Annotated in this window: 16 protein-coding genes; 8 read left to right on the top strand and 8 right to left on the bottom strand. The window is 68.1% G+C overall.

Features of this window, described 5'->3' with window-relative positions; translation table 11 throughout:
• Window positions 1–26 precede the first annotated feature (26 nt).
• Genes ACLHRZ_RS17945 through ACLHRZ_RS17930 form a run of 4 tightly spaced genes read right to left on the bottom strand, consistent with a single transcriptional unit; the run spans window position 27 to window position 3,834 of the window.
• Entirely contained in the window at window positions 27–458 is a 432-nt protein-coding gene (locus ACLHRZ_RS17945; protein ID WP_490419455.1) for a contractile injection system spike tip protein, read from the bottom strand.
• Between the two features lie 10 nt (window positions 459–468).
• Window positions 469–1,809, bottom strand: coding sequence for a phage tail sheath family protein (locus ACLHRZ_RS17940; protein ID WP_490419454.1), 1,341 nt, complete (start codon window positions 1,807–1,809; stop codon window positions 469–471).
• A 34-nt stretch (window positions 1,810–1,843) separates the two neighbouring features.
• Window positions 1,844–2,284 carry a phage tail protein gene (locus ACLHRZ_RS17935; protein ID WP_490419453.1) on the bottom strand — a complete coding sequence of 147 codons (441 nt, stop codon included), beginning with the start codon at window positions 2,282–2,284 and terminating at the stop codon, window positions 1,844–1,846.
• A gap of 20 nt (window positions 2,285–2,304) precedes the next feature.
• The gene (locus ACLHRZ_RS17930) at window positions 2,305–3,834 is read right to left on the bottom strand and encodes a phage tail sheath family protein (RefSeq protein WP_490419452.1); all 1,530 of its coding nucleotides are present in this window, start codon (window positions 3,832–3,834) and stop codon (window positions 2,305–2,307) included.
• A 245-nt stretch (window positions 3,835–4,079) separates the two neighbouring features.
• On the opposite strand from ACLHRZ_RS17930, the gene ACLHRZ_RS17925 reads away from it, so the two are divergent.
• Genes ACLHRZ_RS17925 through ACLHRZ_RS17915 form a run of 3 tightly spaced genes read left to right on the top strand, consistent with a single transcriptional unit; the run spans window position 4,080 to window position 8,056 of the window.
• Entirely contained in the window at window positions 4,080–4,970 is an 891-nt protein-coding gene (locus ACLHRZ_RS17925; protein WP_490419451.1) for a hypothetical protein, read from the top strand.
• Window positions 4,971–5,009: 39 nt separating this feature from the next.
• The gene (locus ACLHRZ_RS17920; protein ID WP_490419450.1) at window positions 5,010–6,419 is read left to right on the top strand and encodes an NHL repeat-containing protein; all 1,410 of its coding nucleotides are present in this window, start codon (window positions 5,010–5,012) and stop codon (window positions 6,417–6,419) included.
• Window positions 6,416–8,056: an NHL repeat-containing protein gene (locus ACLHRZ_RS17915; RefSeq protein ID WP_490419449.1), complete on the top strand. Its 1,641-nt coding sequence runs from the start codon at window positions 6,416–6,418 to the stop codon at window positions 8,054–8,056. The genes ACLHRZ_RS17920 and ACLHRZ_RS17915 overlap by 4 nt, the downstream gene beginning before the upstream one ends.
• Window positions 8,057–8,066: 10 nt before the next feature.
• On the opposite strand, the gene ACLHRZ_RS17910 is transcribed toward ACLHRZ_RS17915, so the two are convergent.
• Entirely contained in the window at window positions 8,067–8,636 is a 570-nt protein-coding gene (locus ACLHRZ_RS17910; protein WP_490419448.1) for a helix-turn-helix domain-containing protein, read from the bottom strand.
• A gap of 66 nt (window positions 8,637–8,702) precedes the next feature.
• Here ACLHRZ_RS17910 and ACLHRZ_RS17905 point away from each other — a divergent pair, with 66 nt between their 5' ends.
• Entirely contained in the window at window positions 8,703–9,809 is a 1,107-nt protein-coding gene (locus ACLHRZ_RS17905) for an alanine racemase (RefSeq protein WP_490419447.1), read from the top strand.
• 37 nt (window positions 9,810–9,846) lie between these two features.
• On the opposite strand, the gene ACLHRZ_RS17900 is transcribed toward ACLHRZ_RS17905, so the two are convergent.
• A complete protein-coding gene (locus ACLHRZ_RS17900; RefSeq protein WP_490419446.1) occupies window positions 9,847–11,274 on the bottom strand; it encodes a thioester domain-containing protein in 1,428 nt (475 codons plus the stop codon).
• A 288-nt stretch (window positions 11,275–11,562) separates the two neighbouring features.
• Between ACLHRZ_RS17900 and ACLHRZ_RS17895 the strand changes: the two genes are divergently transcribed.
• From ACLHRZ_RS17895 to ACLHRZ_RS17885, 3 genes are all read left to right on the top strand, one after another.
• Window positions 11,563–12,336 (top strand): polysaccharide deacetylase family protein, encoded by a 774-nt coding sequence (locus tag ACLHRZ_RS17895; RefSeq protein WP_490419445.1) that lies wholly within the window; start codon window positions 11,563–11,565, stop codon window positions 12,334–12,336.
• Window positions 12,337–12,342: 6 nt separating this feature from the next.
• Complete coding sequence (locus ACLHRZ_RS17890) at window positions 12,343–13,419, top strand: LCP family protein (RefSeq protein WP_490419444.1); 1,077 nt, start codon at window positions 12,343–12,345, stop codon at window positions 13,417–13,419.
• Window positions 13,420–13,497: 78 nt separating this feature from the next.
• The gene (locus ACLHRZ_RS17885; RefSeq protein WP_490419443.1) at window positions 13,498–14,919 is read left to right on the top strand and encodes a M1 family metallopeptidase; all 1,422 of its coding nucleotides are present in this window, start codon (window positions 13,498–13,500) and stop codon (window positions 14,917–14,919) included.
• A 154-nt stretch (window positions 14,920–15,073) separates the two neighbouring features.
• On the opposite strand, the gene ACLHRZ_RS17880 is transcribed toward ACLHRZ_RS17885, so the two are convergent.
• Entirely contained in the window at window positions 15,074–16,114 is a 1,041-nt protein-coding gene (locus tag ACLHRZ_RS17880; protein WP_490419442.1) for a sensor histidine kinase, read from the bottom strand.
• Between the two features lie 19 nt (window positions 16,115–16,133).
• Window positions 16,134–16,757, bottom strand: coding sequence for a response regulator (locus tag ACLHRZ_RS17875; protein WP_490419441.1), 624 nt, complete (start codon window positions 16,755–16,757; stop codon window positions 16,134–16,136).
• 299 nt (window positions 16,758–17,056) lie between these two features.
• On the opposite strand from ACLHRZ_RS17875, the gene ACLHRZ_RS17870 reads away from it, so the two are divergent.
• Entirely contained in the window at window positions 17,057–18,589 is a 1,533-nt protein-coding gene (locus tag ACLHRZ_RS17870) for a hypothetical protein (protein WP_490419440.1), read from the top strand.
• The last annotated feature ends 58 nt before the right edge of the window (window positions 18,590–18,647 follow it).

Raw genomic sequence — 18,647 nt, 5'->3', positions numbered from 1 at the left:
CTGCGGCTCCCGTTCGGCCGACGGGTCTACCCGGCCGTCACCGGGCGCGTGCGGGGGCAGGTAAGGGTCGCCGATCCCCGGTACTCGGTCACGGGGTCCGTGCCGGCCGGATTGCTCGCCGGGGCCAGCACGGTGAAGACGACTTCGAGGGGACCCCCGTTGACGACGACCTCCGTCGTGCCGTTGCCCGTCCTCGCGTACTTGGCGCGGTCCTCGGCGGGAACCTTGAACTGGAGCCGGACGGTTCCGGGCGTCGGAAAGGCCGGCGTCGCGTAGGGGACGGGCGGGACGACCATGGACTCGATGTCCTCCGGTACGCAGGCGGGCAGCCCTTCGATCCGGAATCCCGCCGTGCCGCGCGGGATGGGGATCGGGGGCGGCGGGACGAGCGTTGCCGGAGGTGTCAGGGCCGGCAGGAGGGTGATGGTGTCGCTCTGCCGCACGACGACCTTCTGCATGGGCGCCGCCTCAGCTGTTCTGGCCGGGCTGACCGGCGATCTGGGTGATGGTGAACTGGACGAACTCCGCCGGACGCACCGGCGCGACCCCGATGTCACAGATCACCTGACCGGCATCAATCGTCTCCGGCAGGTTGTTCGTCCGGTCACAGATGACATAGAACGCCTCGTCCGGCGTACGACCCAGCAGTGCACCCTGACGCCACTGATCGGTCAGGAAACTCACCACCGAGTGCCGCAACGCCGCCCACAGACGGTCGTCGTTCGGCTCGAACACCGCCCACGTACTCGACTGACGAATCGAATCGGACAGGAACGACACCAGCCGACGCACATTGAGATACCGCCAGTCCCTGCTGCTCGACCTCGTCCGCGCACCCCACACCAACAACCCCCGTCCCGGGAACACACGGAGGCAGTTGACGCCCTTGTCGTTGAGTGTCCCGTTCTGGTCGTCGGTCAGGATGGTGGGGATGCTGAGCACTCCGCGCAGGTTCTGGTTGGCCGGAGCCTTGAACACGCCGCGTTCGCTGTCCGTACGGGCCCACACCCCCGCCAGATGCCCCGACGGCGGCACCGTGCGCCGTACCCCGTCCACTCCGGGGACCTCGACCCACGGGTAGTACAGGGCCGTGAACGCCGCATCGTCCGAATCCGGCGAGGCGAGCGTACCGACGAACGTCTTCAGCGGCTCGACGAGTTGGCCCGGAGGTGCGTCGACCACCGCGAGCCTGTTGCGCAGTTGAGTGCAGTGCGTGAGCACCTTGTCGATGAGTACCTTGCCGGTATCCAATGCCGGGGACGGAGGGCTCGCTTCGTCGTTTGCGGCCACGGTCATGTCCCAGAGACTGGGCACCGCCACCATGGTGACTTCCGGGACCGTCTCCAGACCGCCCAGTCCCGTCCGGGCCTCGGCGTCTCCCCAGAGGACCGTGTCGGTCACCGGCGTGTCCGGGTTCAGGAAGCCGACGACGTAGCAGGACGTGCCGCCGTTGGCGAAGAACCCGTACACCGCCTCGGCGAGCGTGAAGCACCGCTGGAGGACCTGGATCTTTTTGTGGTCGCCGGTGGCAATGGTGCCGTCCGTCTGCTTCTTCAGCAGGGCGGCCAGTTCGCCGCCCAGTTCCTTGATGCTGTAGCGGTCGACGAACTCCTGCCATCCGCGGATCGATTGGGGGTTCGTGCGCGCGCCGGCCGGGAACGGCATGATCGGCCGTTCCGGGGGCGTGACGTCGGACAGCTTGGTGTATCCGAGGAAGGCGGGCGTCGAGGTGCCCACCCCGACGATCATGCGGACGCCGCTGGACCTCTCGGTGACGTAGACGCCCGGGGGCTTCGGCTGCGTTGCCATCGCTGCTGCTCCTTCCGGCTGCTTCGGCTGCTCGCTACTCGACGGTGATGTCCTCGTAGGTGACCGTCACCTGTTCCGTCGCGGTACCGGAGTTGGCCGCCCCGAGCTGGGGTCCCTCCCAGCGGGAGGCCCAGGCATTGGAGAGGTGGATGCGGCGCACGGTCTGCTTCTGCGCGTCCTTCAGGGCGATGGTGATGTTCTGCCGGGCGCTGCCGAGGTCGGCGTCGACCAGAGTGGCCTTGATCCAGTCGGTGAACGCGGTGCTCTTGTCCATGCCGCGGGTGATCGTGATCTCGCCGGTCTTGCGCGCGCCCGGCTGTTTGCGGACGATCAGCTCGCCCGTCGCGGACACCTGGCGGGTCTCGACCACGTCCTGTTCCAGGGTCAGTCCGGAGACGTCCTGGACGGTCTCGACCTGGAACTTGCCCAGTTCGATGGCGAAGGTGCTGCTGCTGAAGGTGTCACCGGTCAACACGTGCGTGGCCTCCCTGATGCTCAGCTGTTCTGGCCGGGCTGTCCGGCGATCTGGGTGATGGTGAACTGGACGAACTCCGCCGGACGCACCGGCGCGACCCCGATGTCACAGATCACCTGACCGGCATCGATCGTCTCCGGCAGGTTGTTCGTCCGGTCACAGATGACATAGAACGCCTCGTCCGGCGTACGACCCAGCAGTGCACCCTGACGCCACTGATCAGTCAGGAAGCTCACCACCGAGTGCCGCAACGCCGCCCACAGACGGTCGTCGTTCGGCTCGAACACCGCCCACGTACTCGACTGACGAATCGAATCGGACAGGAACGACACCAGCCGACGCACATTGAGATACCGCCAGTCCCTGCTGCTGGACCGCGTCCGCGCACCCCACACCAACAACCCCCGTTCGGGGAAGACACGGAGGCAGTTGACGCCCTTGTCGTTCAGCTCACCGTGACGCTGGTCGGTGAGACGGACAGGCAGCGCCAGGACGCCGCGCAGGTTCTGGTTGGCCGGAGCCTTGAACACGCCGCGCTCGGCGTCCGTACGGGCCCACACCCCCGCCAGATGCCCCGACGGCGGCACCGTGCGCCGCATCCCGTCCACTCCGGGGACCTCGACCCACGGGTAGTACAGGGCCGTGAACGCCGCATCGTCCGAATCCGGCGAGGCCAGCCGCGTCAGGAACTGCGGCACATCGGCCGGTGCGGTGTCGGGCGGAGGCTCGCACAGGGTGAGCCGGTTGCGCATGGCGGCGCAGTGGCCGACCACCGTGCCGAGGATCGTCGCGCCGTCCTCGGGTGTCGTGCCCCGGCTCCACAGATCCGGCACCGCGACCATGGTCACGTCCGGAACGCTCTTCAGCCCGGCGAGACCGGTGCGCTTGTCGAGGTCGCCCTCGACCTCGCTCGCGAGGGGTTTGGTGGGGTCGAGCCGGAGGACGTAGCAGGAGCTTCCCCCGTTGGCGAAGAAGCCGTAGACGGCCTCGTGCAGGCTCACGCTGCTCGCCTGCTCGAAGCACGCTTCCAGGAGGGCCAGTTCGCTCTGGCGGTGCTGCAGGGACACCTTCTTGTCCCCCGCCGCGATCCACAGTCCGTACTCATCGGGGAAGGCCGGCTTGACTTTGGCCTCCACCGCCTTCGCCGCCTCCCGGTCCGGCGTGCTGACGCTCTCGCCGGCCCAGTCGGCCGTCTGCACTTCGACGAGCTTGTCGAATTCCGCTTCGGTGACCAGCGGTTGCCCGCCGGTGGTGGACTTCTGCCGGAGTTCCCCTTCCCGTGCCTCCAGTTCCACTTCCGCATCGTGGATGGCCTCGGCCAGTCTCGCCTGCTCGCGCGCCAGTTCGTCCGGCCCCATCGGGGGCCGGAAGTGGAACGTGTCGACGAACTCGGCCCAACTGCCCACCGGAGTCGGGGGTGTCGACGCCTCCGGCCCACCCATGGTGTAGCCGAGAAACGCGGGTATGGACGTACCCGCTCCAGTGATCGTCCGTACCCCGCTCGGACGCTCCGTGACAAACACTCCGGGTGCCAAGGGACGATCAGCCATGCCCAGTTTGCCCCTCTCTTCAGGAATGCGTACCTTCAGCGAACCAGGACACGGGAAGATCGCGCATGCAAAGAAGGGAAGCTACGTCAGATGATGTAGCGCTGTGACCCCTCACCCTGTGCGAACAAGCCAACTCCCCACGGCAGTCCGGTTCGCGATGCTCGGCAAGTTCGCGCCCTTTGTTCCGCACGGCCAAGAGGGCACACTGCAAGTGCCGTTGGCCCGCAGCACGAGAGCGGAGGCCCATGCACTTACACAAACCCCGCCTGGACGTCCGATCGGCCGGCGGCACCGCACAGCGGCGCACGTCCCCGGGAGCCGCCCCTGCTCCGACCCGACCTCATGCGCTGCTCCACGACCTGCAACACACTGCGGGCAACGCCGCGGTGGCCCACATGCTGACGGTGCAGCGAGCGCCGACCGTTCGGGACGCGTCCAACGCGCAGCAGATGATCGAGGCCCTGGAGGCGAGCGGGCACAGCAACGATGACGCCTACGGCCTCATGGGGCACTTGACCGGCGAGGCGTTTCCGCCGGGCCCGGGTCAGCGCCCCTTCGACATGAACGACTACATCAAGTCGGCGGGGCAGGCCCCTGTCAAACCGATCGCGGCGAGGCAGTCGGCCTCATTGCTCGGCAAGAAGTGGACGATCCGCCACTACAGCGGCGCCGACCGCAATCGGCCACCGTCGTTCAACGACATCGCGTCGACGTACGACAACGCGCTCGCGGGCCGGATCTCCAGTCACACCAACATGGCCGACTGGCGCTCGCTGGGGAACATCAAGTTCACCTTCTATCTGGTCGCGATCGACGGCCGGGTACCGAAACGGCCGTTCCTCAACGACGTCCACTGGTATGCCGAGTGGGACCTCGACGACATTCCCGACTGCTGGTTCTCCCGCGACCTGTTGGGCGCGATGAGCAAGGCCAGGGACGCGGGAGAGGCACACTCCGCGCTGGCAGATGTCAAGGCCTTCCGCGGATCGGGCACGGATGTCAAGAAGTTCCTCGCGGCCGCCGTCTTCAACGCCGGCAACGACCACGCAGAAGCACTGGACAACATGGTCGGCGGAGCCTTCGAGCTGAAGGTGCCCGGCGGACTGCCGGTGACGCGGTGGGAAAAGAAGTCCTGAGCAGCGACGTCAACGCGACTCAAAGGGAGTGGTTTTGAGATGCAGGACAGCGGAAACCCCGAAGAATACCCTCTCCTCGCTGACAGCAGCGGAAAGGGTACCGTCAAGCCGCATTCCGTCACGGTCGGGCCGGACGGCTACCTCTGGGTGACGACCCACAACAGCACGCTCGTCCAGGTCCATCCGACAAGCATCGCCAATCAGCTCCCGGTCACCAACGACGTCCGCAAGCTCTCCGCCGGGATCATTCCGGACCCGCATCCGAACCGGCCGGACGGAAAGAAGGTCGTGTGGTTCGCCTCTCCCGCACACGAGCAGGACTACGACCCGGTCATCGAATACGACATCAAGAATAAAAAGCGGCTCAACGAGTTCAAGCTGGCCGATGACGCCAGGGCTCAGACCATCGCGTCGCTCCTGATCAACTCGGGCACCGACGAGACGCCCGTGTGGAACTACTGGATCATGTTCGCCGAGCCCGTGCACACTCTGGTGGGCTACTGCGATCCGGAGGACGATTCCAGCACTCCAAGCACCTATCCTTTCCCGAACCCCGGGCAGAACCCCGTCTACGACACCTGGCTCTGGTCCGTGGCCGTCACCGCTCCGGGGGAACCGAAAGCACTCAAGGACTGCGTCTATTGGGCGACGGGCCAGGTCAGCACCACGGGAAACTACGAACGGAAGACGAACAGCCTGTACCGGTTCGCCCCCGGGGACGAACCGAAGCCCATTTCGCTCCCCGGAGGAAGCAGCCAGAAACCGGTTCACATTATCGCCAGCCCCAAAGGGGACGCGATATGGGTGGGCACCGAGAATCCGAACCAGATCTGCCGGTACGACACGGAACTCCGCAGCTGGAAGCAGCGGGACATCTCCGGAGGCGGGGAGCCCCGCCAGATGATGCTGGGCACGGACGGAAATCTCTGGGTGGCGTGCAGCAACAGGATCTCGCGCTTCCAGACGGACACGAGCATCACTGAGCTGCCGGGCCCGGCGCTGCCGAGCGGCGGCGACGCCATGGGACTGTGCCTGGACAAGAACGGAAACAAATGGGTCTGGTACACCAACCCGACCAACATGTCGATCGGCAAGTACCCGATTCCCGATGACCCCGGGAGCGCCGTCGGGAAGACTCAGTTCGTGGCCCAACTGGTGGGGAGGGCGACGCCGGGACAACTCACCGGAATGTCGGGGGTGGTGCAGTACGTCAGCAACGGCATCCCCATCCCCGGAGTGCCGCTCACTTGCCGTGTGGTCTCCGCCGGCGGCACGACGTTCATTGACGGGACGACGGAGACCCTGCTGACCACGGACGCCCTGGGACGGGCCGCTCTGCCCGCCCTTCGGGCAGGCCGGGAGGAGGAGCGCGTGGTGCTGAAGGTCGGCCTCGGGGACTCGGAGCCGCCCACCACGCTCTCCCTCTGCGTGCGGGTGGACGAATCATGACCTCTCCGAAGAAGGCGAGCCCGTCGATGCCGTCCGTAGCCGGGAACGAGTCCACCGGTCCTCGCTATCCGCTGGCCGGCTCGGCCAAGCCCGCGTCCGTCGTCCACAATCCGCACGACCGGCAGATCTGGTTCGTCACCGGGGATGCCCGGTTCGGCAGGTTCGCTGTCGTGGAACCGCACGAGAGCAAGGTGTTCGCCTCACCGGACCCGGGCAGGAGCGCGGAAACCCTCGTCGCCTGGAACCAGGCCGTGTGGATGTACGCGCTGGCATCCGGTCAAGGCTGTGTGGTCAAGTGCACGCTGACCAGCAGCGGTGACGGCCGCTACGACAACTACGATCGGGGCACGGCGGCATCGTGCCCCGCCATGGCGATCGGCTCCGACGCGACGGGCGCCGAGAGGATCGTCGCGACTCTCTCGGGCATGGCCTCGCTGATGTTCATCGATGCGGACGGCAACATCCGTACGTCCGACGCCTTTTCCGAGTCCGGCGGGCTCCCCAGTCCGCTGCACGGACTCGCCATCGCGAAGAGCACTTCCCAGGAATACTGGCTGAGCTCTCCCGGCTCGGGCTGCGTGGTCGCTTTCGACGCCAAGACCGGCGCATTCTCCAAGAACCCCGTCCGCCTCGACGGCACCGCGGCACCCGGACATCTCGCGATCACCGAGACCGGCGAGGAGCGGATCCTCTGGGTGGCGACCGACGACGCATACCTCATCAAGTACGACCTCGACCACAAGTCCCAGCAGAAGGTCCCCACCGGCGCCGTTCCCGACCGCTTGTTCGCGATGCCGGACGGCTCGCTCTGGTTCACCATGCCCTCCGCCGACGCAGTGGACTGCGTGCTCCCCGGTACCACGCACACGTCCGGCAGCATCAACACCGGCAAAGGCTCGAAGCCGTCGGGGATCGCGGCGGACACGAACTCCCAGTTGTGGGTCGGGCTCGAAGGAACCGGGGAGATGTTCCACATCGCGAAGTTCCGGCTCACCCCGAAGGGGGGACAGGGGCAGGAGGCGGAAGTCGGCACCCGCTTCAAGCATCCCCTCCGGGTCAAGGCCGGCAGGCTCGACGGAACCCCGGTCGGAAAGGCGACCGTCAAGTTCGTCCTCAAGGGCGACCAGGCACGTTTCGTCGGAGGCGGGACGACCGACATCAAACCGGTGCAGGAATCCGGTGAAGAGATGGGCATCGCCGAGAGCGCGCTGCTGGAGGCGAAGAAGCCCGGGCCGGTGGATGCCTCGGCCGAGTGGCTGGAAGAGGACATCTTCACGCCGTTCGAGGGCATCGTGGTCAAGGAGGGCGTCGGGTCGCCGGATCACCTGGGGTATCGCTCGGGCGCGGGGCAACGCGCCGCAGTGGGCGAGAAGTTCCCCGCCCCCCTCAGCGTCGTGGTGCAGGACGAGCACGGCGCATCCGTGGGGAAGGCGCACGTCGTCTTCAGGGTCATGGACGATTCGGCCTGCTTCGAGGGCGGCTCCGACTTCACGGTGGCCACGAGCGGTTCGGACGGCGTGGCCACCACCTCACGGTCCCTCGTCGCGGGTTCGGCAGCCGGCAGGTTCACGGTCGAGGCGTGGGCAGAGGGTGCGGAAGCGGGCGTGGTCTTCAACGAGCGCATCACCGACCACTGATTAACGCGCGTCAGAATCCGGGCGGTGTCTCCGCCCAGACGCACACCGTCGGCTCGGTGCCCGGGTTGTGGTAGCGGTGCGGGGTGGTGGAGGGGAAGCTGACGGTGTCGCCCGGGCGGAGGCGGTGGTGAACACCGTCGACCCAGTAGTCGAGTTCACCGCTGAGCAGTACCCCCGCCTCCTCGCCGACGTGGGTGTGGGCCCGGTCTCCCGAGGAGGCTCCGGGGGCGACCTCCAGCATCATCAGCTCCAGGCGGCCGCCCGCGGCCGGGTTCAGAAGCGTGTACGTGACTCCGTCCACTCCGGCGCGGGTGAGCTCCACGCGCTGGTCCGGGCGGGTCACGACGCGGCGCTCGCGGCGGTCGATCTCGTGGAAGAGACGGCTGAGCGTGATGCCGAGGGCGTCGACGATGGTCCGCAGCGTGTTGATCGTGGGGCTGTTGACGTTGCGCTCGACGTTGCTGAGATAGCTGCGGGACAGCCCGGTCGCCTCGGCGAGGCGCTCCAGCGTGAATCCTTTGTCCAGGCGTTCGCGGCGCAGGTGCTGCCCGATCCCGGATTGATCTTCCTGCGGCTCCATCGGGCCGGCCCCCTCGTATCTATGTCTAGGATAGTGGACAGAGCATACGAGATAGTGGAGAACGTGATGACCGCTGAGCTGCGTCTCGATCTGGCCGCCCTGGAGCACAACACCGACCTCATGGCCCGCTGGTGCCGCGAGCGCGGCCTGGAACTGTGCCCGCACATCAAGACCACGATGACCCGGCAGATCGTCGAACGGCAGCTCTCGGCCGGGGCCTGGGGCGTCACCGTGGCCACCGTCGATCAAGCGGACGTCGCCCTGGAGTGGGGCATCCGCCGCATCATGATCGCCAACGAGGTGGTGGACGAACCGGGCCTGGCCCGCATCCGGACCTGGCTGGAGACGGTGCCGGACCTGGAGCTGTACGCCTTCACCGACTCCGAGGCCGGTCTCGCCCGCACCGTCACCGCACTGGAGGGCGTGCGCACCCCACTGCGCCTCCTCGTGGACGTGGGTGCCGAGGGGTGCCGCACCGGCGTCCGCGGGGCGGAAGCCGCCTCCGCGCTCGGGCGCGCCGTGGCCGCGGCGCCGGGCTGCGTGACCCTGGCAGGCGTCGCGGCCTACGAGGGGGTACGCCCCAACCGCCGCGACCCCGCCACGCTCGCCGCCGTCGCCGATCACTGCCGCACCGCCACCGACGCCTTCCGCGCGCTGGCACCGCTGGTGACCGCGGGGCCGCCGGTCTTCACCGTCGGCGGCTCCGCCTTCCCCGACCTGGCCGCCGACGCCTGCCGCGAACTGGGCGAGCAGCAGCCCCACCGCAGGCCGGTGTGCGTCCTGCGGTCGGGCTGCTACGTCACCCACGACCACGGCACCTACCGGCAGGTGACCCCGATCCCCGGCCTCCGTCCCGCACTGACCGTCCGCGCGGTCGTGGTGTCGGCGCCCGAACCGGGACTGGCCGTCGTCGGCGCCGGCAAGCGGGAACTGCCGCACGACGCAGGGCTGCCGGTGCTGGTGGGCCCGCCCGGTGCGGCCGGCACCGCGGCGCAGATCTTCGACCACCACCTGGTCCTCACCGGCCCCGGCGGCCTGTCCGTCGGCGACGTCGTGGACCTGGGCATCTCCCACCCCTGCTCCGCCTTCGACAAGTGGCCGGAGATCACCGTCATCGCCCCGGACGGATCCGCCCGCGAGACCTGGCGCCCGCACTTCCGGCCCGGCGGCTGACCCGGCAGCGGGTCAGCCACGAGGACCTTCGCCAGGTTCAACCGCCGTGCGTGTTGCGGCGCTTGCGGCCGAGGTACGCCACGGCTCCCCCGCACAGCACGAGCAGGCCGGCCGCAACGGCGATGGGCACGGTGAGGCCGTTGCCGCCGGTGGCGGCCAGGCTGCCGTCCAGGTCCGCCTCGCCCGAGGGGCTCGCCTGCGGGGCCGGGCCGGTGCTCGGGGTGGCCGAGGGCTTCGGCGTGCCCGCGCCGGGAGTGCCCGCGCCGGGTGTGCCGGACGTCAGGCAGTCCAGCACGCCGCTGAACTCCTGGGTCTTGCCGCCGGGCAGGGTGACCACGATGCGGTACGGCTGGTCCTCGCGAACCGGGACGGTCACCGTGGCCGAACCGCCGGGGGCGACCTCGTGGCTCTTGCCGTCGACGGAGAAGGTGTTCTTCTCGTCGCCCTTGTTGGTCGCCGTGACGGTGACGCCGCCCTTGGCGCAGTCCTTCTTCGCGCTCACTGCCAGTGCGGGTCCCGGCTTGTCGCCGCCGGCCCAGGTCACGGTGGACGACGCCGTGACGGTGCTGGTGCTGGAGCCCGCAAGGATCATCGTCTGGCTGCCCCGGTGCTGTCCGATGCCCGTGAAGACCCGGCCGACGGGCACCTTCGTCGTGGCCGTGGCCTTGAGGGTCGCCGACCCCTCGGGGGTGCCCCGGGGGATGTCGACGTACAACCGGGATCCGGTGGCGGCGGAGTCGACCGGCTTGCCGTCGGCGTCCACGAGCGCCGCCTCGCCGCCGCCGTCCAGTGACACCTCCGCCTTCTCGGCGCCGGTCGTCACCGTCACCGGTCCGAGCCGTTCGCCGCTCTTGCCGGACAGCGCCTTGGGGGTGAGGGCGAGCGACGCGGCGGGCTCCGCCAGGGGCTGTGCCTTGTCGTGCAGGTAGGCGGCCAGCTTCTGTGCCACGGGGTCCTTGGCCCGGGTGTCCACGTGGTCGGAGTAGCGCCAGATCGCGGCCTGGGTGCCCGCGGCTGCCTGCTGTGCGGTCAGTCCGGGAACCTCTGCGGCCTGTGCGAGGGCGTTGAGATCCCGGTTCTGCGGATAGGAGTTCTGCAGAATCCACCGGATCTTGCCCGCGTCGGGGTTGTTGTGCAGCGAGCTCTCCTTCCAGGGCGTCTCCTGGTAACGGGCCCTGGACTGCGTGGGGTTGAAGGCATCGATGCAGTACGTCTGCAGGTCGCCCCCACCGTCCACGGAGAGGTTGAACAGTCCGCCCTGAACGGTCTGCCAGCGGCTGCCCTTCTTCAGCTCGATATCTCCGTAGGTCTTGAGACCGTTCAGCGTCGCAGTGGCACCGTCACCACCGTCATCACCGGGCCCGTCGGCCGACGCCGGGGCTGCCGCGGAGAAGGCGAGCGCTGCCGCAACAGCCGCGGCGGTGGCGGACGTGCGGATGCGCCACTTTCTTTGGGCACAGAACATGGTTTTCCTCACAAGCAGCAAACGAACCGAAGAACAAATTTCTGACGTGGCGTCACTTTCCGCTCAGAGGCTAAGCCCGCACCGTCCGCGGCCCGGCGCGCCATTGAGTCAGACCGGCAAGCCGAAGGGTGATCGCATTCGGGCACCTGGCCGACCGGGCGGCCCTGTTGATGATGGCCAGACCCCCGTTTTGTGACGGATCGATGACAACCCTCCGCATCCGTCCCTCTTCTCGTGTAGTTCTCGACAGGGCGCAGCACGCAGGAAATACAAGAAGCAGGCGGTTGCATGCGGGCGACTGAGATGTACCGGGACAAGCGAATACAGATGGCCGGCGGGGTGGTGGCCCTGGTGGTCGCGCTCATCGCGATGGTGGCCTTCTCGGAGGACGGCGGCAGAGAGCCGGAGAAGAACCGGGCCTCGGACAGGCCCTCACCGAATTCGGACTCACAGCAGGTGGATCCGGAAATCGTGCGCGAGGCGGAGGGCGGCGGAAAGGCGGTCAACCTCACCCTGGACGACGGGCCGGATCCCGAGTGGACGCCGCGGGCGCTGGAACTGCTGGAGCAGCACGGTGCCAAGGCGACGTTCTGCATGACCGGGCCGAACGCGCAGGCTCATCCGGATCTGGTGAAGAAGGTCGTCGCGGCGGGCCACCGGCTCTGCGACCACTCGATGAGCCACGACACCGCCATGGACAAGAAGTCCGTGGAGTACCAGCAGAAGGAGATCCTCGACGCCAAGAAGCTGATCGAGGAGGCCTCCGGCGGTGCGAAGGTCTGGTACTACCGGGCGCCCGGCGGCGCATTCACCCCGGACAGCCGTCGCATAGCCGCGGACAACGGGATGCGGAATCTCGGCTGGAACGTCGATCCGAGCGACTACATGCGGCCCGGCAGCGCGACGATCCTCGAACGGATCAAACGCCAGCTGTCCAGGGGCCCGACGATTCTCCTCCACGACGGTGGCGGCAACCGCTCCCAGACGCTGGAGGCCCTCGAAGAGCTGCTTCCGTGGCTCAAGGACCAGGGGTACCGCTTCAGTTTCCCGAAGGCGGCGTGAGGGGCCATGGGGAAGAGGAAGAAACCCGCGGCCCGTCCACGGAAGGTCCTGCGGTACGGGGCGTGGGGCGCGGCGTCCCTCGTGATCGTTTCCGGGGCCGCCGGCGCGCTGCTGTACACGAAGCTCAACGGCAACATCGACTCCGTCGACCTCGACGCTCAGCTCGGCGCGGACCGGCCCGAGGCCGGCGCCCAGGGCGGGATGAACATCCTCGTGCTCGGCTCCGACTCGCGCTCGGGCGACAACGGGACGTACGGGCGCGACGAGGGCAGCGCCCGCTCCGACACGGCCATGATCGTGCACCTCTACCCGGGGCGCGGCAGGGCGAGTGTGGTGAGCATTCCCCGTGACACGCTCGTGGAGCGTCCGGAGTGCCCCACGCCGGACGGCGGGACCGCTCCGGCGCGCGAGCGGCAGATGTTCAACACGGCGTATGCGGTGGGCGGTCCGGCCTGCGCGGTCAAGACGGTCGAGGCGATGTCCGGGATCCGGATGGATCACTTCGTCGACGTCGACTTCACCGGTTTCAAGAGGCTCGTCGACGCGCTCGGCGGTGTGCCGCTCACCCTCGCACAGCCGATCAAGGACAAGGACAGCCACCTGGACATCCGGGCCGGTGCGCACACCCTCGACGGCGAACAGGCCCTGGCGCTGGTCCGCACCCGCAAGGGCATCGGCGACGGCAGCGACCTCGGGCGCATCGGGCTCCAGCAGGCCTTCGTCAAGGCGCTGATCGCCCGGGTCAAGGACATCGGCCTGCTCACCAGCCCCAAGAAGCTGTACGACCTGGCCGACACGGCCACCGGCGCGCTCACCACGGACAGCTCCCTCGCCTCCGTGAAGGCCCTGGCCGGACTCGCCCAGAGCCTGTCGGGGCTCGGTCCCGCGGACCTGCAGATGGTGACACTCCCGGTCACCGAGGACGCCGTCGACCGCAACCGTGTCGTACCGGTCGGCAAGGACGCCCGGGCACTGTGGGAGGCCCTGCGCGCCGACGAGCCGCTGCCCGAAACGACGGCCCCGGGTAAACAGCCGCCCGTCACCGTAACTGCCGGACGGCAGACCATTGTTGACGACCGGTAACAGCGAGTACTCAAGCCTGCTACGCGCCTCGTAACGCTTCAGAAGAATCCTCGCAGAACACACTGAGAGCGAAGACCCGTGAAATTCATTCCCCTGACCGTAACAGTGGCGGGCCTGCTGTCAGGCCTCCTCCTTCCCGCGCCCCCCGCACATGCAGCCGAAACGCCGTCACCGGGCGCTCCGAGTCTCCATGACCGGCTTTTTCCGGGACTGGGCAACGGCGGGTACGACGCGCAGTCCTACGACGTCTCCTACGACTTCCGACCGGAAGACATGAAGATGGCTGCGGAGACCACCATGCGCGCGATCGCCACCCAGACTTTGTCCCGATTCAGCCTGGACTCCGTCGGACAGACGATCAAGAAGGTCACCGTCAACGGACGGCCTGCCAAGTTCCGAACCGATACGGAGAAAGAAAAACTCTTCATCACCCCCGACCGCGCGCCACGCTCCGGGTCTCAATTCACTGTCGTGGTGAAATACACCGCGGACCGCTCGAACCAGGCACCCAGCCCGGTCACAGGAAAGGGAACTTACTGGGCCGGCACACAGGGCGGCGGCTTCGCATTCCTCGGCCAGCCCGACCGGGCACATCTCTTCTTCCCTTCCAACGACCACCCGTCGGACAAGGCGAAGCTGTCCTTCCGCGTCACCGTGCCCAAGGATTACACCGCCGTCGCCAACGGAGTCGAGACCAAGCGCAGCACCCACGGTGGACGCACCACCTACCAGTTCACAACACGCGACCCGGTCGCCACCCACGTCGCACAGCTGGCAGTCGGCAAACTGGCCACCGCGACAGCGACCGGACCCAATGGTCTGCCGCTGCGCAGCGCCGCCTCCGAAGGAAAGGAAGAGGCACTCCGGTCAGCCCACGAACGTGTCAACCGGCAACTCGAATGGTGGGAGGGAAAAATCGGCCGCCCATTCCCGTTCGAAACCTACGGGCTGCTCGGAATTCCGGGTGGCGCCGCACTGGAGACCCAGACACTGACCATCGTGTCCGACAACGCGCTGGACAACCCCGATACCGACCCCATGCTGCTCCATGAACTGGTGCACCAACATTTCGGCGACGCGGTCTCGGTACGAACATGGAGCGACATGTGGCTCAGCGAGGGCCACGCCTCCTACTACCAGTTCCTCTACTCTGCCGACCGCGGCGAGATCGACCTCGATGAGTATATGGCACATATACACCGGACAGACCAGACCCAGCGCGATGAAAGCGGCCCGCCGGCCCGGCCGAAGGACAGCAAATTCTCCACGTCCGTCTACGACGGAGGCGCACTGGCCCTCTATGCTCTGCAGCGAAAAATCGGACCCGAAAAATTCAAACAGGTTGAACAAGCATTCCTCGACCGATACCGCAACAGCAGCGCATCCACCCACGACTACATCGCCGTCGTCAACGACATCACAGGCCAGGACCTGACCGGATTCCTCCAGGACTGGCTCTACGGCGACACCACCCCGCCGCTGCCTCCCTCCCAGGGGTGACGCATACCCCGTCATCTTCTTCACGTCCTGGGCAAGGACCTGGCCGCGCTTGCCGTCCTTGCCCAGGTTCTCCTCGGCGACCATCGCGCTCTGCAACTCGTCGCCGAGCTGCTGCCCGACACGGCGCCACCGGGCCAACAGCCACCCGCCATGGTCACGGCCGGCTGACGAACCGGCTGACCGAAGGCCACCGCCTCTCGGCCGGGTTCCGGTGCACCGGGAGGGTGCCCCGCACGACGGTGCCGCTCCCCGTGCCCGCCGGGGTGATGGAGAACGTGCCGCCGTACGCCTCGCAGCGCCACCGCATGCCCTGGATTCCGTACCCCTGTTCAGGGATGTGCGAGTCCTGCGGCATGCCGCGTCCGTCGTCGGTGATGCAGAGGCCGACGCGGTCATGGCGATAGGCCAGGCGGATGCGGACCCGGCCGGCGTCGGCGTGCTTGACCGCGTTGGTGAGCGCTTCCTGGACGATCCGGTACGCGGCCAGGCTCACGCCGTCGTCGGCCTCCGGCTCGTGCCGGGCGTCGCCCTGGACGTCCACGTCCACGGTCAGGCCGTTCTCGGCGGACACACGCCAGGCGAGGGAGCGCACCGTCTCGGTCAGGCCCAGGCCGCGCAAGGCCACCGGATGCAGGGTGGCGATGATGCTGCGCAGCACCGACGTCTGCTCGTCGAGGCGCCCGACGGCGTCCTTCGCAGCCGCCCTGAGCACGGCGGGATCCTTTTCGGCCCGGGCCGCTTCGAGCTGGCACCGTGTCAGTGCGAGGAGTTGGAGCACCTCGTCGTGCAACTCCCCGGCGAAGAGGGCCGCGTAGTGCTCCTGCCGGCCGATCAGCGCCCGCATCCGGCCCTGTCCGAGCAGGGCCTTGGTCTCGGGCCAGGCCGGTATCGCATACGCAGCCGCCGCCGTCAGCAGGACGAGCGCCACGTATCCGGCCGCCCCCGTCAGCAGCCGGTCCGCGGCGAGGGCCGTGAACCCGCAGGCCACCAGGGCCAGCAGGCGACGGATCCGCGGCGCCTGCCGGACCGTCGCCGACAGTGCCCCCGTCGCGAAGCCGACGGTCAGCGCCGCCGCCGGAGCGACCGGCAGCGGCTCCTCGACGAAGACGTCGGCCACGTATGCCAGCACGCCGATCAGGCTCAGAGCCGGGCACAGGGTGCGCACGAGGCCGTGCACGTACACCCGTCGGCCCAACAGCCGTCCACCGGTCCCGCTATGCACGGGTGGCGCCGAGGTGCCGGGCGTATGCGACGAGATCGGCCCGGGTCACCAGGCCCAGACGGTTGCGCAGGGCGGCCCGGATGCTCTCCACCGTGCGGATGCTCACGATCAGCCGGTCCGCCACCTCGCGGTTGGTGTGCCCGTCGGCGAGGAGGTCCAGTACTTGCCGCTCCCTCGGCGTCAGTTCCTTCCCGGGCCCGGGCACGCGGGCCAGCCCGGCGCCGAGCCGCGGCTGTACGTACGTACCGCCGGCCATCACTGTCCGCGCCGCCAGGACGAGTTCGGGCACGGATGCGTTCTTCAGCAGATAGCCGGACGCGCCGGCGGCCATCGCGCCCCGGACGAGTCCGGGGTCCTCATGCATGCTGTGCACCAGAATGTCCATACCGGGTGCGGCGGCCAGCAGACGCGGGATGGCCGGCAGCGCCAGGCCCGATTCCAACAGCATGTCCAGGAACAGCAGATCGGGCCGCCGTTCCGCGACGACGGCCATCGCCTCGTCCGTGCCGGCCGCCTCGCCCACCACGGCGAAACCCTCCGGTTCCAGAAGCGCCCTGGTACCGGCCCGCACCGTGGGATGGTCGTCGACGATGGCCACGCGCACGAACTCGGCCATCGGTCGTTCCATCCCATGCCGGCGACAAATGCGTGCGACCAGCTTCCGGGTGTATGTCCGCATCTGTCAACAGCCGGATACGGACGGTGAACAGGCCGCCACTATTCGCAGCGAAGTACGGGCGAGGCATTGACAAGGCATTCGCGAGGCTTTGGTGAAGCATTGCGGAAAACCCGCAGACTCCTTGCGGATTTGTACGGATGCTTCGCCTTTCCTCACCCTGTGAGGCTCGTGCCATGCCGAACTCCTCCTCCCCCGCACGACATGACCGAAGCAGGCCTGCGAAGAGACGCACACCCGTGCCCCGCCGCACCGGCGCCGTGGTCGCCACGGCCGGCCTCATAGCGACCGCCTCGGCCCAACTGGCCGTCGCCGCCCCCCAACCCGCGGGCGGCAGTGACATCACCAGGGCCGAACAGACAGGACTCACCGCCTTCCACGGCGTCAAGCCCGGGGACCTCGACAAGGTCCTCGCCGGCATCAAACGGCCGGAAGGCAGCGCAGGCAACAACGACGCGAACTGGAAGGCCTTTTACCTGGGAGAGACTCCCCATCACGCCGCCGAGTACACCATCGGCGAGGACGGCATGTCCGCCGGTGCGGTGGTCGAGGTGACGTTGCCCGAGGACATCACCGTCGCCACGGTGAACATGTCCAAGGGGGATGGCGAAACCGCCGCGAAGTTCGAGGAACGGCGACTGAAGCGCATCAAGGACGAATTCGGCGTGGCCGAAGGCCGGCCGCTGATGGACTCCCTCGGAGAGAAGAACGTCGTTCTCAAACTGGACGACGGCACCGGGCGCAACGAACTCATCGTCCCGTGGAAGATGGCCGAGCGCGGCAAGGCACGCACCGCGTACAAATTCAAGACAGGCCCCAAGGGCGTCGACGAGGCGTACGCGCTCATCAATGCCGCGCTCCCCTGTTCGTCCTCCGGCACCCGCGCCAAACGCTCGGCGAGCAAGTGCGCCGACCTCGACTGGGAGAAGGTCCGCGCCAAGGCCAAGGAGACGGCCCGGAAGGTGGCCGAGGACAGCGAGCACACCGGCAGGCTTCCGCAGCGCAAGCCGCAGGGGCTCGGCAAGGACGAGGTGCACGTCGTCGCCGAGCAGACCCACGCCAAGGTCTCCGAGGTGAGCGGCACCAGGGCGGCGGCCACCGCCTTCGGCGTCGGAGCCTGGGCCTATGGCATGGCCACGACCTTCTCCGACAAGAACGCCACCACCCTCGACAAGGTCGCCGTCACCACCGCCGTCGTCCCGGGTGTCGGCAACGCGCTCGGCATCGCCGACGGGATCGCGCACCACGACCCCGAGGCCATCGCGGTGAACGCGATCGCCCTCGCCGCCCTGGTGGCGGCCCAGGCCGTGCCCGTCGTCGGGGAGCTGGTCGACACGGTACTGCTCACCGAGCAGATCGTGGAGACCTTCATCGACGTCTTCAAGCGCGCGACGGCGGCTCCGCCGCCCCCGCCCTCGCTCGAGCCCGGGGCCCTGCCCATCCTGGCCGTGCCCAAGCCCGCGCTCGAATGCAGTGTGTGGTGGACGACCATGGACATCACCTGGGACACCTCCGTCAAGGTCCCCGGCAGGACCCAGGTCGTGGTGAAGGAGCGCGGCGGCGACGAGAACACGTACGCGGCATCGGCCGGGAAGTCGCCGGGCTGGCTGATCGCCCACGGAATCGGCGGCAGCCGGACCTTCGACGTGTTCTACCGGGTGAAGACGGACCAGGGAAAGGTGCTGGAGTCCGCGAAGCGGGCCGTGGTGAAGCAGCAGATCGAGAAGGCCGGGACCTACTGCAACACGTACGTCTCGCAGGAGGACTGGTGAGGTGACGACGTGACCTCGGCCGCCCCGCCCGGCGCCCGGGCGGGGCGGCCGGTGGCTC

The organism is Streptomyces sp. AM25, assembly GCF_058146165.1.
The sequence above is the reverse complement of the archived record's forward strand: the minus strand, read 5'-3'. Positions and strand labels throughout refer to the sequence as shown.

Excerpts from the sequence above, each read along its gene's own strand:
- ACLHRZ_RS17945 (WP_490419455.1), bottom strand. The coding sequence starts at position 458 with ATGCAGAAGGTCGTCGTGCGGCAGAGCGACACCATCACCCTCCTGCCG.
- ACLHRZ_RS17940 (WP_490419454.1), bottom strand. The coding sequence starts at position 1,809 with ATGGCAACGCAGCCGAAGCCCCCGGGCGTCTACGTCACCGAGAGGTCC.
- ACLHRZ_RS17930 (WP_490419452.1), bottom strand. The coding sequence starts at position 3,834 with ATGGCTGATCGTCCCTTGGCACCCGGAGTGTTTGTCACGGAGCGTCCG.
- ACLHRZ_RS17925 (WP_490419451.1), top strand. The coding sequence starts at position 4,080 with ATGCACTTACACAAACCCCGCCTGGACGTCCGATCGGCCGGCGGCACC.
- ACLHRZ_RS17920 (WP_490419450.1), top strand. The coding sequence starts at position 5,010 with ATGCAGGACAGCGGAAACCCCGAAGAATACCCTCTCCTCGCTGACAGC.
- ACLHRZ_RS17915 (WP_490419449.1), top strand. The coding sequence starts at position 6,416 with ATGACCTCTCCGAAGAAGGCGAGCCCGTCGATGCCGTCCGTAGCCGGG.
- ACLHRZ_RS17910 (WP_490419448.1), bottom strand. The coding sequence starts at position 8,636 with ATGGAGCCGCAGGAAGATCAATCCGGGATCGGGCAGCACCTGCGCCGC.
- ACLHRZ_RS17905 (WP_490419447.1), top strand. The coding sequence starts at position 8,703 with ATGACCGCTGAGCTGCGTCTCGATCTGGCCGCCCTGGAGCACAACACC.
- ACLHRZ_RS17900 (WP_490419446.1), bottom strand. The coding sequence starts at position 11,274 with ATGTTCTGTGCCCAAAGAAAGTGGCGCATCCGCACGTCCGCCACCGCC.
- ACLHRZ_RS17895 (WP_490419445.1), top strand. The coding sequence starts at position 11,563 with ATGCGGGCGACTGAGATGTACCGGGACAAGCGAATACAGATGGCCGGC.
- ACLHRZ_RS17890 (WP_490419444.1), top strand. The coding sequence starts at position 12,343 with ATGGGGAAGAGGAAGAAACCCGCGGCCCGTCCACGGAAGGTCCTGCGG.
- ACLHRZ_RS17875 (WP_490419441.1), bottom strand. The coding sequence starts at position 16,757 with ATGGCCGAGTTCGTGCGCGTGGCCATCGTCGACGACCATCCCACGGTG.